Here is a 12,747-nt window from a genome sequence, read left to right as displayed (position 1 = left end):
TCCGGGCGAGGCCCGAGCCCGTCGGGCCCTCCCGCGCACAGGCGCGACGCGCCTGCCGTCATGCCGCGTCTTCGAGATGCGCGGAGTCTAGACGGACACCCGGCCCAGCGCGCGGTCGAGGGCGCCGAGCGCGAGCGCCAGCTCCTCCTCTGTGACCGTGAGCGTCGGGCGGAAGCGGATGCCCCGCTCCCCCGTCCCGAGGATGATGACCTGCTCCCGCTCGAAGAGGTCGGCCACCACGGCATTGCGGATCTCGGCGCTCGGCAGGTCGATCGCGCACATCAGGCCCCGCCCGCGAGGATGGGCGACGAGGTTCGGGCGCCGCTCGGCGAGGTCTTCGAGGCCTTCGAGCAGGATTTCGCCAAGCCTCGCCGCGCGGTCGACCAGATTCTCGGCCTCGATGACCTCGTAGATCCGCCGGGCGCGCACCATGTCCGCGAGGTTGCCGCCCCAGGTGGAGTTGATCCGGGAGCTCACGCGCATCGCGTTGGTCGCGAGATCTTCCACCCTTCGGCCCGCCATAATGCCGCAAACCTGGGTCTTCTTGCCGAAGGCGACGATGTCCGGCTCAAGGCCGAGGCCGAGGTGCGCCCACATCGTCCCGGTCATCCCGACCCCGGTCTGCACCTCGTCCAGGACGAAAAGCGCGTCGTGCTCGCGGCAGAGCCCCTGCACGGCGAGCAGGAACTCGGGACGCAAATGCCGGTCGCCGCCCTCGCCCTGGATCGGCTCCGCGATGAAACAGGCGATGTCGTGCAGGTGCGCGGCGAACGCCGCCCGAATCTGGTCGAGGGCGCGCTCCTCCGCCGCCTCGACGTCGGCGAGCCCGGTGTGCGGGGCCTCGATCCTTGGCCAGTCGAACTTCGGGAACCGGTCCGTTTTAGCCGGGTCAGTGTTCGTCAGCGACATCGTGTAGCCGCTGCGCCCGTGGAACGCGCCGGTCAAGTGCAGCACTTTCGTGCCGAGCGGCTTGCCGTCCGGGCCGAGGCGGCCCTCGGCCTCGTTGCGCTGGCTCTTCCAGTCGAACGCGACCTTCAGCGCGTTTTCCACCGCCAGCGCGCCGCCGTCGATGAAGAAGAGGCGCGGCAGCTCGGGAACACCGAGGATCCGGCGGAACGCTTCGACAAACCTGGCCATCGGCGTGGTGTACACGTCCGAGTTCGACGGCTTGCTGAGCGCGGCCCGGCCCAGCTCGGCGACGAAGTCCTCGTCCTCGGCGAGCGCAGGATGGTTCATCCCCAGGGCGTTCGAGGCGAAAAACCCGAACATGTCCAGGTAATTGGCCCCGTCCCGCTCGTCCACGAGCCAGCTCCCGTGGGAGCGCGCCAGATCGAGGACGAGGGGGAACCCGTCGACCAGCTGCGACTTCGCCAACGATTCGAGAACCCGGCCGGGCTCGACTTCGGAGGAAGCCGCCGCGCAGGAGACGGCGCTAGCGGAAAAGAGAGCGGTCATGCCACTATGATAACAGAATTTTTACGATATTTCTATGAAAGAGTCGGAAAAATTATCACACACTTGCCGCGATGCGCTACAGTTTCACGCTAGACGCCCTGCACGTGGTCGTAGAATGTCTGGAGGATGATGGTGCTCCTGGTGCTCACCGCGGCCGTGGAGCGGATCTGCTGCAGCAGCCGCTCCAGCTCCCTTGGCGAGCTGGTTCGGACGAAGAGGATGTAGCTCTCCTCGCCGGCCACGGAGTAGCAGGCCTGCACACCAGGGATGTCCTTGAGCAGCTCAGGGGCGGTGTCCGGAGCGGAAGGATCGAAAGGCGTGATGGCGACGAAAGCGGAGAGCGGACGGCCCAGCGCCTCGTGGTCCACCGTGGCGGTGTACCGGGCGATCACGCCCTTCGCCTCCAGCCTGCGCACCCGGGACTGGACCGCGGAGACGGACAGCCCCGTCGCCTTGGCCAGCTCGGCGAGCGTCGCCCGCCCGTCCGCGACCAGCTCGCGCACCAGGAGCCGGTCGAGCTCGTCGATGCGGACGGGTTCGGGCTGCGGGGCGGACGAGGCGCCCTCGGCGGGCGGCGGCGAAGAATCAGAAGGCATGCAGGAAGGGTAGGAGATGATCGAGCCGCACGCGCTACGAGCCCGTTTCGCCGAGCGCCTTTCCGCGCATTACGGCCGCGAAGTGCCCGCCTACACGACGCTGGTTGACGTCGCCGAGGAAGTGAACCGGAGCTGGTGGTCCGCGCGGGGAGCGTCCCCCGGAGCCGAGGCGCTGGGCGGCGCGGGAAGGATCGGGGCCGAGCGGCACGGGGCGATCCGGGTCGGCACTCCGGCCGAGCTCGCCCAGGTCTCGCGCGTCTTCGCCGGGTTCGGCATGTTCCCGGTCGGGTTCTACGACCTGCGCGACGCGAAACCCGTCCCCGTGCCGGTGGTCTCCACCGCGTTCCGTCCGGTCGACCCGGCCGAGCTCGAGCGCAACCCGTTCCGGGTGTTCACCTCCATGCTCGCCACCCGTGACCCGGCTTTCTTCGACGACGGCCTGCGACCGCGCCTGGAGGCCTTCCTCGCCCGCCGTCGGCTCTTCCCCCCGCGCCTTTTGGAGCTCGCCGACCGCGCGGCGGGCGAGGGCGGTTTGCCCGAGGAGCAGGCGCAGGAGTTCGTCGGGCTCGCCTCGGGCGCGTTCGTCCTCTCCCCCGAGCCGATCGACGGCCCGTGGTACCGCGAGCTCGAAGCGATCTCGGCGGTGGCCGCGGACATCGGCGGCGTGGCCTCCACCCACATCAACCACCTCACGCCGAGGGTCCTCGACATCGACGAGCTCTACCGCCGCCTCGCGGCGAAGGGCCTGAAGATGATCGACGAGATCCAGGGCCCGCCGCGCTGGGACGGTCCGGACGTGCTCTTGCGCCAGACCTCCTTCCGCGCCCTTGACGAGCCGAGGATGTTCCGCGAGTCCGACGGGACGGTCCGGCCCGGCAGCCTCCGGGTCCGCTTCGGCGAGGTCGAGGCGCGCGGGATCGCGCTCACCGAGGCAGGCCGTGACCGCTACGACCAAGCCGTGCTCGCGGCGGACAAGCTCCGCGCCGCCGAGTCTCTGACCGGCCAGGAGGCGGCGGCGCGGGTGTGGCCGGACTTCTTCCCGGCCACCGAGGCGGAGCTGGCCGGGGACGGGCTCGGCTTCTTCACGTACCGCGTCGAAGCCCATGGCGTCGTGCACGCGTCCCCGATCGTCTACGAGGACTTCCTGCCGCGCAGCGCGGCGGGGATCTTCCAGTCCAATCTGGACGAAGGCCAGGACGCGCCGTCGCTGCCCCCGGAAGCCGACTACGACCAGGACTGGCTCTCCGGGGCCATCGGGCGCGACATCCTCGACCCGTACCAGCTCTACCGCGAGCAAGAGCGGGCCTCCCGAGCCGCTGTGGCCGCCGCGCTCGGCCCCTTGAGCCCTTTCGACGCAGATCACAACCAGATAGGAGTCCCCCGATGACCGCCACCGCGACGCCCTCGCACAGCGCCCTGAGCGAGCTGGCCGAAGCCTCGTTCGCCGCGCTCGACGTGCGCGAGCACATTCAGCCCTGGCACTTCGGCCCCGTCGGCGCGGGCCTCGGCTCGATCCCCGTGCGCACGCCGATCACCGGGGAGCTGATCGGGTCGCTCGGAGCCGACCACTTCGGAGCCCTCGTCGACTACGGGGCCGCCATCGAGGCCGCGCACCGCGTCTTCCCGCAGTGGCGCGACGTGCCCGCCCCGGCCCGAGGCCATGTCGTGCGCAGGCTCGGCGAGCTGCTCAAGGAGCATAAAGACGCGCTCGGCAGGCTCGTCACGCTTGAAGCGGGCAAGATCGCCGCCGAAGCGCTCGGCGAAGTGCAGGAGATGATCGACGTCTGCGAGTTCGCGGTGGGGCTCTCCCGCCAGCTCTACGGCAAGACCATCGCCTCTGAACGGCCCGGCCACGCGCTGCGCGAAAGCTGGCATCCGCTCGGGGTGGTCGGAGTCATCTCGGCGTTCAACTTCCCGGTGGCGGTGTGGGCCTGGAACACCGCTCTCGCCTTGGTCTGCGGGGACACCGTGGTGTGGAAGCCTTCGGAGCTGACCCCGCTCACCGCTGTGGCCTGCCACGGCTTGCTGCGCAAGGCGTTGGCCGACACCGGCCACGACCCCGAGGCGCACCAGCTGATCCTCGGCAAGCGCGAGGCGGGCGAGGCGCTGGTGGACGACCCGCGCGTCGCGCTCGTCTCCGCCACCGGATCGACCCGGATGGGCCGGGAGGTCGGGCCGAGGGTGGCCGCCCGGTTCGGCCGCAGCCTCCTCGAACTCGGCGGGAACAACGCGGTCATCGTCGCGCCGAGCGCGGATCTGGACCTGGCGCTGCGCGGGATCGTCTTCGCTGCGGCAGGGACCGCCGGGCAGCGCTGCACCACGCTGCGCAGGCTGATCGTCCACGAGAGCGTCGTGGACGAGCTCCTGCCCCGGCTGGTCGCCGCGTACCAGGGGCTGCGCGTCGGCAACCCGCTGGAGGAGGGCGTGCTCGTCGGTCCGCTCATCCATCAGGGCGCGTACGAGGGCATGGCGGCTGCGCTCGAACAGGCGCAGGCCGAGGGCGGCAAGGTGCTCGTCGGCGGAGAGCGCGTCGGAGAGGGGGACTCCTATTACGTCTCCCCCGCCGTCGTGCGGATGCCCGCCCAGACCGGCGTGGTCGCGAACGAGACCTTCGCGCCGATCCTGTACGTGCTCGCCTACGCGGACCTGGACGAGGCCATCGCGCTCAACAACGCCGTGCCGCAAGGGCTCTCGTCCGCGATCTTCACCAACGACGTCCGCGAGGCGGAGCGTTTCGTGTCGGCGGCGGGCTCGGACTGCGGCATCGCGAACGTCAACATCGGCACTTCGGGGGCCGAGATCGGCGGCGCGTTCGGCGGCGAGAAGGAGACCGGGGGCGGGCGCGAGTCCGGCTCGGACTCCTGGAAGGCGTACATGCGCCGGTCCACCGCCACGGTGAACTACTCGACCGAGCTGCCTTTGGCGCAAGGCGTGAGCTTCGGCTAGCCGATCCCGCTACAGGGCGACGGTCGCGATGACGCCCGCGTGGTCGGAGCCGACGAGGCGGAAAGACTCGAAATCCGTCGCCACCGCGTTGCGGGCGAGCACATGGTCCGAGGCCAAGAGCTGCCAGGGTTCGCCCTGCTCCCAGGTCGGCACGAAGCCAGCCCCGGACTGGATCCCCGCGTCCGCGAAGCCGGCGGCGAGGATCGCCCGATAGTCCGCCACGTCGTAGGTGGCGTTGAAGTCTCCGGCCACCACGACGCGCTCATCGCGCGGCAGCGCGGCGAGGGCTTCGCGGAACGGCCGGATCTCGAATCCCCACGTGGGGTTGCGCACGTATCCGGGGTTGGTCATGTACGCGGGCCATGGCACCATGACGTGCGCCGCGACCACGGCCACCGGGCCCCACGGGGTCCGCGCGACGGACCGAAGCGGATGGTGCAGGAAGTTCCACCCGCCCGGCCCCACAAGCTCTGCGGAGTCCACGAGCGGGTACCGGCTGAAGATCACGGTGTCGCAGGGCGTGGCGAGCTGCGAGTCTCCGACCCGGATGAGCCCCGGCAGGGTGAACGAGTACGGCAACGCGTCGGACATCCCCGCCGAGCGCAACGCGGCCAGCTCCTCGGGGGTCACCTCTTCGACCGCGAGCACGTCAACGTGGCGCGACCGCACCACGTTGAGGAGCGCTTTCGGATCGGCTTTGCCCCAGAACAGGTTGCCCTGGGCCACCACCAGACGACCCGGACCGGCGGGCTCGGACCCCTCGCCCCAGAAGAGCGGCAGGTCGAACGAGGCCGCCGCGACGAGCAGGACCAGCGCCGACGCGGCGGTCCGCCACCACCGGGCGAAGGCGACGAGCGCCGCGCCGAACAGCCCCGCCAACAGCCACACCGGCCAGAGCATGGCGGCCATGACGCTCGGGGCCCAGTCCCACGTGGTCTCGCGGAAGAAGAAACCGAGCCCGGCGGCGGCCGCAAGGGCGAGGCCCGCAGCGCCCGACAGCCTCCGTAGCGCGCTCATGAGAACGCGACCGTCGCGACCACCCCGAGGTGGTCCGAGCCTTGGATCGGGAAGGAGCGGAAACCCGTCCCCGTGCCGTTGCGGGTGAGGACGTGGTCGATCTCGAAAAGCTGCTTCGCCGTGCCCTGCTCCCACGTCGGCACGATCCCGGCCCCGGCTTGCGCGCCCGCGTCCGCGTAGCCGTCTGCGAGCAGGGCACGGAAGGCGGCGTGGTCGTAGGTCGCGTTGAGGTCCCCGGCCACCACGACGCGCTCATCGCGCGGCAGCAGCGGCAACAGCGCCGCCAAAAGTTTCAGCTCGTACGCCCAACCCGTATTGCGCAGCACCGTGGTCCAGACCGCCAACGTGTGCACCGCGACCACTCTGACCTGCCCCCATGGGGTCTGCGCGAGCGCCGTCAGCGCGTGGTTGACAAAACCGCCCCCGCCCGGCTGCTTGAACTCGCCCTGCCCGCTGAGCGGGTGGCGGCTGAAAATCGCGGTCTCGCAGGCGGTGTACAGCTCGGTCGTCCCGACCCGGACCAGCCCCGGCAGCGTGTACGAGTAGGGCAGGATCTCGTCCAGCCCGGCTGCGCGCAGCGCCGCGAGCTCGTCCGGGTTCAGCTCGTTGAGCGTGAGGACGTCAGGGCGCAGATCGCGGACTTGCCGCACGAACGCGGCGGGGTCGGCCTTCCCCATATAGAGGTTGGCCTGCGCGACGGCGAGCCGATGCCCGCCCGGGTCCGCCGAGCCGAACCATATCGGGGCCTCGGCGCAGGACGCGGCCAGCACGAGCGCCGCTGCCGCCGCCGTTGTGCGCCACCATCGGGCGGCGGCGGCAAGGGCGAGGCCGAGCGCGCCGACGAGGACTACGACCGGCCAGAGCGCCGCGAGCACGACCAACGGCGTCCAATCGGTGTCGAACCAGCGGCAGGCGAATCCGACGAGCAGGACCGACAACAGGGCAAAAGCAGCCTGCCCCACGAACCGACGCTCCCTCATGGCGAGGATCTTAGCTGGCCGCGCTCGATGCGGGAGGGAAGCCGGGCTCCGTCACCAGTCGTCTGCGGGCACGAGCTGGTCGAGGTAGTCGTCGAAGGAGGCGGCGACGAAGGATTCGCATGACTCGTGCGGACCGCATTCGGAGTCGACCACGACGGTGGCGGGGCACGTTCGCAGACCGGTCGGATCAGTCGGCGAACGCCGATAGTCAAGGCAGAGATCCCAGTGCCCGCCCCCGTCGAACGGAATCAGCCACTCTGCTTGCATCGGCCGAGGGGAAAAATCCGGGTTTTCATGCCACCAGGCCTGCTTCTCGATCCGAGGATCATTCGGGCCGACGCCCCGGATGACGTAATGCGTGACGTTGTGGCCTCGCTCTTTCGAGAACTCGACCTGGAGCAGGCCGCCATTCTGGAAACGAAGCAGCTCGACCAGTGATTCCGGCAACCGCACGCCGAGCTGTCGCCCCACCGCCTCCAGCGACTCATCGGTCAGCGGCGGCTGCGCGTACGCCGGAGCGGGCGGCGCGCGCCACACTTGCGTCGGATGTAGCCTCGTAGACCGGATTCTAGCTGGTTACACTCGACCGATGAGGCGAAGCGCGACAACCCGGTCTGTCCTCGCCCTCCTCAGCCTCCTCGCGGCGGGTTGCGGGAAAGAGGAAAACCAGACCCCCGTCGGCGCGGACCCCCTGAACTGGCGGCTGGCGGATGTGTGCGCGGGCGTCCGCGCGCAGGACTTGTCCGAGCTCGCCTCGGGCCCGCTGAGCCAGGAACGTCTCGACGACCCGGACCGCACCGGCTGCGTCTTCACGGACAGCTCGGGCGCGGACCGGTTCTCCGCCGCGCTCGTCTACGTGGGCTACGACCCGCGCGATCTCGCGCTGCTCTCCCCGCAACAGGGGCGTCCGGCTCCCGCCAAGGCGTGGCAGCGCCAGATCGACCTGGACGGGCGACCGGCGCTCGTGGTCGGCGAATCCGCCGACGATTGCCAAGTCCTCCTGCCGCTTTCCGGCGAACAAGACGGTTGGAGCGTGCGCTTCGAGTTCCAACCGACCAAGCCCGCCCCCGAGGCGAGCGCCTGCGGGGCGCATCTGCCCTTGCTCCAGAAAGCCGCCGAGAAACTGCCCGATCTGCTGCGCGATCCTGCCGGTCCGGCCAGCGCGCCGCCCAGCGCCGATCCCGCCTCGCAGACCCTCGCCGACTCGTGCGCGCAATTCCGCGCGGCGAAAACCCGCGCGAGCGCGATGACGCTGCCGCTCCTCGACGCGGCGGGCCAACCGCTCAGCTCCGAATCCGCCAAAGCGATGGAGATCAGCAAACCCGCAGCCGTCGAAGGGCTTCTCGACTCGTCCGCGACCGCGCGCCGTCTCGCCGCGCGACCGCTTCCCGCCCAGCTGCGCGCCGAGCTGAAGCTGTACGCGCGCAACGTCGACCTGTTCCGGGCGAAGCTCAAAGGCCCGCTCCAAACCGGCGAAGTCTACCTCCGGCTCGCCCTCGCGATCCAGGTGAACGAGGCGAAAGCGCTCACGTTCTGCCCGGCGGAATAGCCCCGTCGGGGCGAGCCTGAGAACCCCTCGGCGCTTTTCGACAGGCTGGTCGCGAAGACCTCGGCGACGATGACGGCGAGCAGGCGCAGGGAGGACAGGATTGTTTCTCCGCTGCCGTGAGCGAGCGCGCCGATGCCGATGTGCGCTACCCGGCCGTCTGTGGATGGCGGAAGAACTTATCCACAATCTCCGCCCGTCCGCGAAATCCCCCGCGATTCCGTCGGGCGGCCCCGGTTCCCTGATGGCACGAGATCCCTCTCGCGCAGAAAGGAAACCGACATGACGCAACCGCTCGACCCCACCAGGCGGATCACCCGCCGCAGGGCCTGCCCAGTCCCGCCGAGACCCCCGCTCGCCGATCCGGCGTTGGCGTTGTCCTGCGCGTTGCTGCGCGCGAACGGGGCCGCCGTCCTCGAGGAGGACTGGCGCTTCCATGGCCATCGGCTCGGCGTCGTCGCGCGGGACGGCGGAGCCCTCTGCTTCGTCGCGGTCGTCACGCACGACGCGCACGAATGGCCCATGTCCGGACCCGGCCGGGTCCGGCTCCGGGCGGCGGCGGGCCAGTGGCTGCGCCTCGCGGGAGCCTGCGAGGCGGCCTGCGCGTTGCGCTTCGACGTGATCTCGGCGGTCCTCGGCCCATGCGGCTCGTTCGACCTGCGCCACCACAAGGGGGTGGCATGATGCCGATGGGCAGATCGCATTCGGTCGGCGTGATCGGCGTCGACGGCCTTGTCATCGAGGTCGAGGCCTATCTCGGTTCCGGAGCCTCGGGCGTGTGCCTGGTGGGGCTCCCCGACGCCGCGCTGCAGGAGTCCCGCGACCGGATCCGCGCGGCGGTGCACAACAGCGGAGCCGCCTGGCCCCAGGGCAGGGTCACGCTCGCCCTCTCCCCCGCCACGATCCGCAAGGTGGGGTCGATGCACGACGCCGCGCTGGCCGTGGCCGTGCTGGTGGCTTCCGGATCGCTGCCCGCCGCCTCTGCGAAACGCGCCGTCATCCTCGGCGAGCTGGCGCTGGACGGCAGACTGCGCCCGGTGCGCGGGGTCTTGCCCGCCATGCTCGCGGCGCGGAAAGCAGGCTGGACCGACGTGGTGGTCCCCGAGGCGAATTTGCCCGAAGCCGGTCTTGTGACCGGCCTGCGCGCGCATGGCGCGGCTTCGCTGCGCTCCCTCTGCGCGTGGCTGCGCGGCGAGCGCGAGCTGCCCGGCCCCGAGGAGCGGCCGCCCGTCCCTTCGGACCCTTGCCCCGACCTCGCCGACGTCGTCGGGCACGAGGAAGCCCGCTTCGCGCTGGAGGTCGCCGCGGCAGGAGCCCACCACCTCATGCTCACCGGCCCTCCCGGAGTCGGCAAGACCCTGCTCGCAGCCCGGCTGGTCGGCCTCCTGCCGGAGCTCACAGAGGAGGAATCGTTAGAAGTGACCGCCATTCACTCCTTGGCGGGCTCGCTCTCCGAAACCCAGCCCGTCGTGCTCCGTCCGCCGTTCATCGCGCCGCATCACACCACGTCGGTCTCCGCGCTAGTCGGCGGCGGGGTCGGCATGGCGACCCCTGGGGCGGTGTCGAAAGCCCATTGCGGAGTGCTGTTCCTCGACGAATGCGCGGAGATGGGCGCGAAAGCGCTGGAATCCCTCCGGACGCCGCTCGAAGAAGGGGAGGTCCGAATCGCGCGGCGCGACGGCGTTGCCAGCTATCCGGCCCGGTTCCAGCTCGTGCTGGCCTGCAATCCTTGCCCGTGCGCGCCGTCCCGCGAACGTGACTGCGTGTGCCCCCTCAATTGCGGCGGCGCTATCTCGGCAGGCTTTCCGGCCCGCTCATGGACCGGGTGGACCTGCGGGTCCGGCTGCACCAGGTGTCCAAGGGGATGTTCGAGGGAGAGCGGGCCGAGTCGTCCGAGACGGTCCGATCCCGAGTCGTCGCGGCCCGTGCCGCCGCGCGGGAACGCTGGCGGCAGCACGGCTGGCGCACCAACGCCGAAGTGCCCGGCCCCGCGCTGCGGCAAGAGTTCCCGCTGGCGAAAGCCTCGCTGCAGCCGTTGGAGTTCGCGCTGCGCAGAGGCATGGTCAGCGCGCGAGGGGCGGACCGGTGCTTGCGGGTCGCCTGGACGCTGAGCGACCTCGCGGGCAAGGAAAGCCCCACGGTCGCCGAAGTCGCGCAGGCGCTCTCGTTCCGCGACCGGAGCGCGGCATGAGCCCCGACGAACGCGAACTGGCCTGGGCGTACCTGTCCCGAGTCGTCGAGCCGCCCTGCCCTCCGTTAGTCGACTTCCTCGCGGAGCGAGACGTGGTCGAGGCGGCTCGGCTGATCGCGAAGGACCAGCTCCCCGCCGATCAGGCCGAGCTCAGAAGCCTGACGTGCGCTCGGCGCGACTGCGATTTCGCCCGCCGCGATCTCGCGGCCGTCGCCGAACTCGGCGGCAGGCTCATCACCGAAGACTCGCCGGACTGGCCGGGTTGGCGCTTGCTGGCCTTCGCGCGGGCGCGAGCCGATTCCTCGGGGCAAAGCGCCGCGCTCGCTCCCCCGTTCGCGCTCTGGACGCTCGGCGAGGTCGATCTCTCGGCGGCGGTCGGGTTCAGCTGCGCGGTCGTGGGAGCGAGGGCCGCGTCCGGATACGGCGAGCGAGTGGCTTCGGAATGGTCGTCCGACATCGCCGAGGCGGGGGGCACGGTGATCTCCGGAGGCGCGCACGGCGTCGACGCGGCGAGCCACCGAGGGGCGCTCGCTTCCGGCGGCACGACGCTCGCCGTGCTCGCGTGCGGGGTGGACGTGGCCTACCCCGCAGGCCACGTCCAGCTCTTCCGGCGGATCGCGGCGAACGGAGCCGTGCTCAGCGAGTATCCCCCCGGCACCAGGCCCGCGCGGCACCGGTTCCTCGCGCGCAATCGGCTCGTCGCCGGCCTGTCGGGCGGGGTCCTTGTCGTGGAGGCGGGCAGTCGCAGCGGCGCTTTGAACACAGCGAGCTGGGCGCGACGGCTGGGGCTCCCGCTGTTCGCGGTGCCCGGTTCGGTGTTCGCCTTCTCGTCGGTCGGCTGCCATGCGCTGATCGAGTCCGGCGAAGCCGAACTCGCGCGCGAAGCCGGGACGCTCATCGAGCGCGTGGGCCCGATCGGACTGCTCGCCCCGGAGAGGCCGGACAACAGCAGAGCGCTCGACAGCCTCTCGCCCGAACAGAACCGGCTCCACGGCGCGCTGGACCCTCGCAAAGCCAAATCGGTCGCGGAGATCTCCCGATCCAGCGCCCTCGCCATCGGGACAGTTCGCGCCGAGCTTTCCTTGCTCGAACTGCGCGGCTTCGCGAAAGAAGCGGCCGAGGGCGGCTGGATCAGGACTTCTTGACGCGCTCAGTTCGGGCAGCGGCATCCGCCCTTCTCGCCCGCAGCCGGAAGTTCGGCGGCGGTCTTCGCGCCGGGGCTCCAGTCGAACGGGAAGTGCTTGCTCGAGCCGCCTCGGCGCTCATGCGACCAGTCGAACCCGACCGCGTGGTCTTTCTTGACCACGCCCCAGGTGGCGACCTGCCCGGGGCCGACCTCCGCCCCCGGCGCGTTCGTCGTGGTGACTCGGCGATTCGGGTCGGCGGTCGGACCGGTCAGCGCCTCGACGCGCAGATCCACCTTGCCGGGAATCGCCGCGCTCCAGTGCGCGAGGTCGCCCGCCTTGTCGAAAACGATCGGGGCGTACTCGAAGCCGCGCAGCTCTTCGATGAGGCTGGCGAACTCGGCGGGCCAGCCGCCCTCCTTGCCGGTGAAGATCCGTTCGAGCGCGACGCGCTGGCGGGCGTCGGCGGCCTGGTCGATGTAGAACATCAGCTTCATCGTCGCGTCCGGGTCGCCGACCCACATATTGCCTTGGAACTCTCCGAGCGCGATCACGCTGAGCCCGCTCAAATCCACATCGCCCCAATGGCCTTCGCCGACATGCCACACCAGGACGAACAAGCAGTCGCCATGCGTGGGCTCCTGCGCGAAACTGCACGGGCAGGGCAGCTTGCAGCTGCACACATCGAACCAATCGCCGCGCAAACGCCAGTCCGAAACTTCGACATCCGCCATTATCATCCTCATCTTTCCTATACCCCCTACGGGTATATCGAGAGCCAAGGTACCCGTTTCCCGATGTCTTCGCAAATACCCCACTGGGGTATTTGCGAAGACATCGGGAAACGACGCTCAGGAAGATTTCGGGCCAGGACTTCTCGATGCGATAAATC

11 protein-coding genes and 1 pseudogene are annotated in these 12,747 nt (G+C 70.2%); 6 read left to right on the top strand and 6 right to left on the bottom strand.

The genetic code is table 11. From position 1 onward, the window contains the following. Positions 1–87: 87 nt before the first annotated feature. On the bottom strand, positions 88–1,455 hold the full coding sequence (gene lat / locus HMPREF9336_RS08250) for an L-lysine 6-transaminase (protein ID WP_007470816.1): 1,368 nt from the start codon (positions 1,453–1,455) through the stop codon (positions 88–90). An 89-nt stretch (positions 1,456–1,544) separates the two neighbouring features. Further along, complete coding sequence (locus tag HMPREF9336_RS08245; protein WP_007470814.1) at positions 1,545–2,051, bottom strand: Lrp/AsnC family transcriptional regulator; 507 nt, start codon at positions 2,049–2,051, stop codon at positions 1,545–1,547. Between the two features lie 16 nt (positions 2,052–2,067). On the opposite strand from HMPREF9336_RS08245, the gene hglS reads away from it, so the two are divergent. Together hglS and amaB are read left to right on the top strand one after the other, a co-directional pair. Beyond that, positions 2,068–3,438: a 2-oxoadipate dioxygenase/decarboxylase gene (gene hglS / locus HMPREF9336_RS08240; RefSeq protein WP_007470812.1), complete on the top strand. Its 1,371-nt coding sequence runs from the start codon at positions 2,068–2,070 to the stop codon at positions 3,436–3,438. Further along, complete coding sequence (amaB, locus tag HMPREF9336_RS08235; protein ID WP_007470811.1) at positions 3,435–4,997, top strand: L-piperidine-6-carboxylate dehydrogenase; 1,563 nt, start codon at positions 3,435–3,437, stop codon at positions 4,995–4,997. The genes hglS and amaB overlap by 4 nt, the downstream gene beginning before the upstream one ends. A gap of 9 nt (positions 4,998–5,006) precedes the next feature. Here amaB and HMPREF9336_RS08230 read toward each other — a convergent pair whose 3' ends face one another. From HMPREF9336_RS08230 to HMPREF9336_RS08220, 3 genes are read right to left on the bottom strand one after another with little or no spacing between them, the layout of a single operon-like run. Then, positions 5,007–6,014 (bottom strand): endonuclease/exonuclease/phosphatase family protein, encoded by a 1,008-nt coding sequence (locus HMPREF9336_RS08230; protein WP_007470810.1) that lies wholly within the window; start codon positions 6,012–6,014, stop codon positions 5,007–5,009. After that, complete coding sequence (locus HMPREF9336_RS08225) at positions 6,011–6,994, bottom strand: endonuclease/exonuclease/phosphatase family protein (RefSeq protein WP_007470809.1); 984 nt, start codon at positions 6,992–6,994, stop codon at positions 6,011–6,013. Before HMPREF9336_RS08225 ends, HMPREF9336_RS08230 begins: the two co-directional genes overlap by 4 nt. 51 nt (positions 6,995–7,045) lie before the next feature. Next, positions 7,046–7,531, bottom strand: coding sequence for an SMI1/KNR4 family protein (locus tag HMPREF9336_RS08220; RefSeq protein ID WP_021030348.1), 486 nt, complete (start codon positions 7,529–7,531; stop codon positions 7,046–7,048). Positions 7,532–7,583: 52 nt separating this feature from the next. Here HMPREF9336_RS08220 and HMPREF9336_RS08215 point away from each other — a divergent pair, with 52 nt between their 5' ends. The 4 genes and pseudogenes from HMPREF9336_RS08215 (at position 7,584) to dprA (ending at position 11,876) form a co-directional block, all read left to right on the top strand. Continuing rightward, positions 7,584–8,543, top strand: coding sequence for a hypothetical protein (locus HMPREF9336_RS08215; protein WP_021030347.1), 960 nt, complete (start codon positions 7,584–7,586; stop codon positions 8,541–8,543). A 279-nt stretch (positions 8,544–8,822) separates the two neighbouring features. Beyond that, positions 8,823–9,224, top strand: coding sequence for a YraN family protein (locus tag HMPREF9336_RS08210; protein WP_021030346.1), 402 nt, complete (start codon positions 8,823–8,825; stop codon positions 9,222–9,224). Further along, positions 9,224–10,731 (top strand): annotated as a pseudogene (locus HMPREF9336_RS08205) (YifB family Mg chelatase-like AAA ATPase). The gene HMPREF9336_RS08210 and the pseudogene HMPREF9336_RS08205 overlap by 1 nt, the downstream one beginning before the upstream one ends. Then, positions 10,728–11,876: a DNA-processing protein DprA gene (gene dprA / locus HMPREF9336_RS08200; protein ID WP_007470803.1), complete on the top strand. Its 1,149-nt coding sequence runs from the start codon at positions 10,728–10,730 to the stop codon at positions 11,874–11,876. Before HMPREF9336_RS08205 ends, dprA begins: the two are co-directional and overlap by 4 nt. Before the next feature lie 5 nt (positions 11,877–11,881). Here dprA and HMPREF9336_RS08195 read toward each other — a convergent pair whose 3' ends face one another. Then, positions 11,882–12,589 carry a DUF1326 domain-containing protein gene (locus HMPREF9336_RS08195; RefSeq protein ID WP_007470801.1) on the bottom strand — a complete coding sequence of 236 codons (708 nt, stop codon included), beginning with the start codon at positions 12,587–12,589 and terminating at the stop codon, positions 11,882–11,884. Positions 12,590–12,747 lie beyond the last annotated feature (158 nt).

Source organism: Segniliparus rugosus ATCC BAA-974 (assembly GCF_000185725.2).
Classification (GTDB): Bacteria; Actinomycetota; Actinomycetes; order Mycobacteriales; family Mycobacteriaceae; genus Segniliparus; species Segniliparus rugosus.
Note: the sequence above shows the minus strand (reverse complement) of the source record. Positions and strands in the feature narration are given on the sequence as shown.

Excerpts from the sequence above, each read along its gene's own strand:
- dprA (WP_007470803.1), top strand. The coding sequence starts at position 10,728 with ATGAGCCCCGACGAACGCGAACTGGCCTGGGCGTACCTGTCCCGAGTC.
- HMPREF9336_RS08210 (WP_021030346.1), top strand. The coding sequence starts at position 8,823 with ATGACGCAACCGCTCGACCCCACCAGGCGGATCACCCGCCGCAGGGCC.
- HMPREF9336_RS08245 (WP_007470814.1), bottom strand. The coding sequence starts at position 2,051 with ATGCCTTCTGATTCTTCGCCGCCGCCCGCCGAGGGCGCCTCGTCCGCC.
- lat (WP_007470816.1), bottom strand. The coding sequence starts at position 1,455 with ATGACCGCTCTCTTTTCCGCTAGCGCCGTCTCCTGCGCGGCGGCTTCC.
- amaB (WP_007470811.1), top strand. The coding sequence starts at position 3,435 with ATGACCGCCACCGCGACGCCCTCGCACAGCGCCCTGAGCGAGCTGGCC.
- HMPREF9336_RS08215 (WP_021030347.1), top strand. The coding sequence starts at position 7,584 with ATGAGGCGAAGCGCGACAACCCGGTCTGTCCTCGCCCTCCTCAGCCTC.
- HMPREF9336_RS08225 (WP_007470809.1), bottom strand. The coding sequence starts at position 6,994 with ATGAGGGAGCGTCGGTTCGTGGGGCAGGCTGCTTTTGCCCTGTTGTCG.
- HMPREF9336_RS08195 (WP_007470801.1), bottom strand. The coding sequence starts at position 12,589 with ATGGCGGATGTCGAAGTTTCGGACTGGCGTTTGCGCGGCGATTGGTTC.
- HMPREF9336_RS08230 (WP_007470810.1), bottom strand. The coding sequence starts at position 6,014 with ATGAGCGCGCTACGGAGGCTGTCGGGCGCTGCGGGCCTCGCCCTTGCG.
- hglS (WP_007470812.1), top strand. The coding sequence starts at position 2,068 with ATGATCGAGCCGCACGCGCTACGAGCCCGTTTCGCCGAGCGCCTTTCC.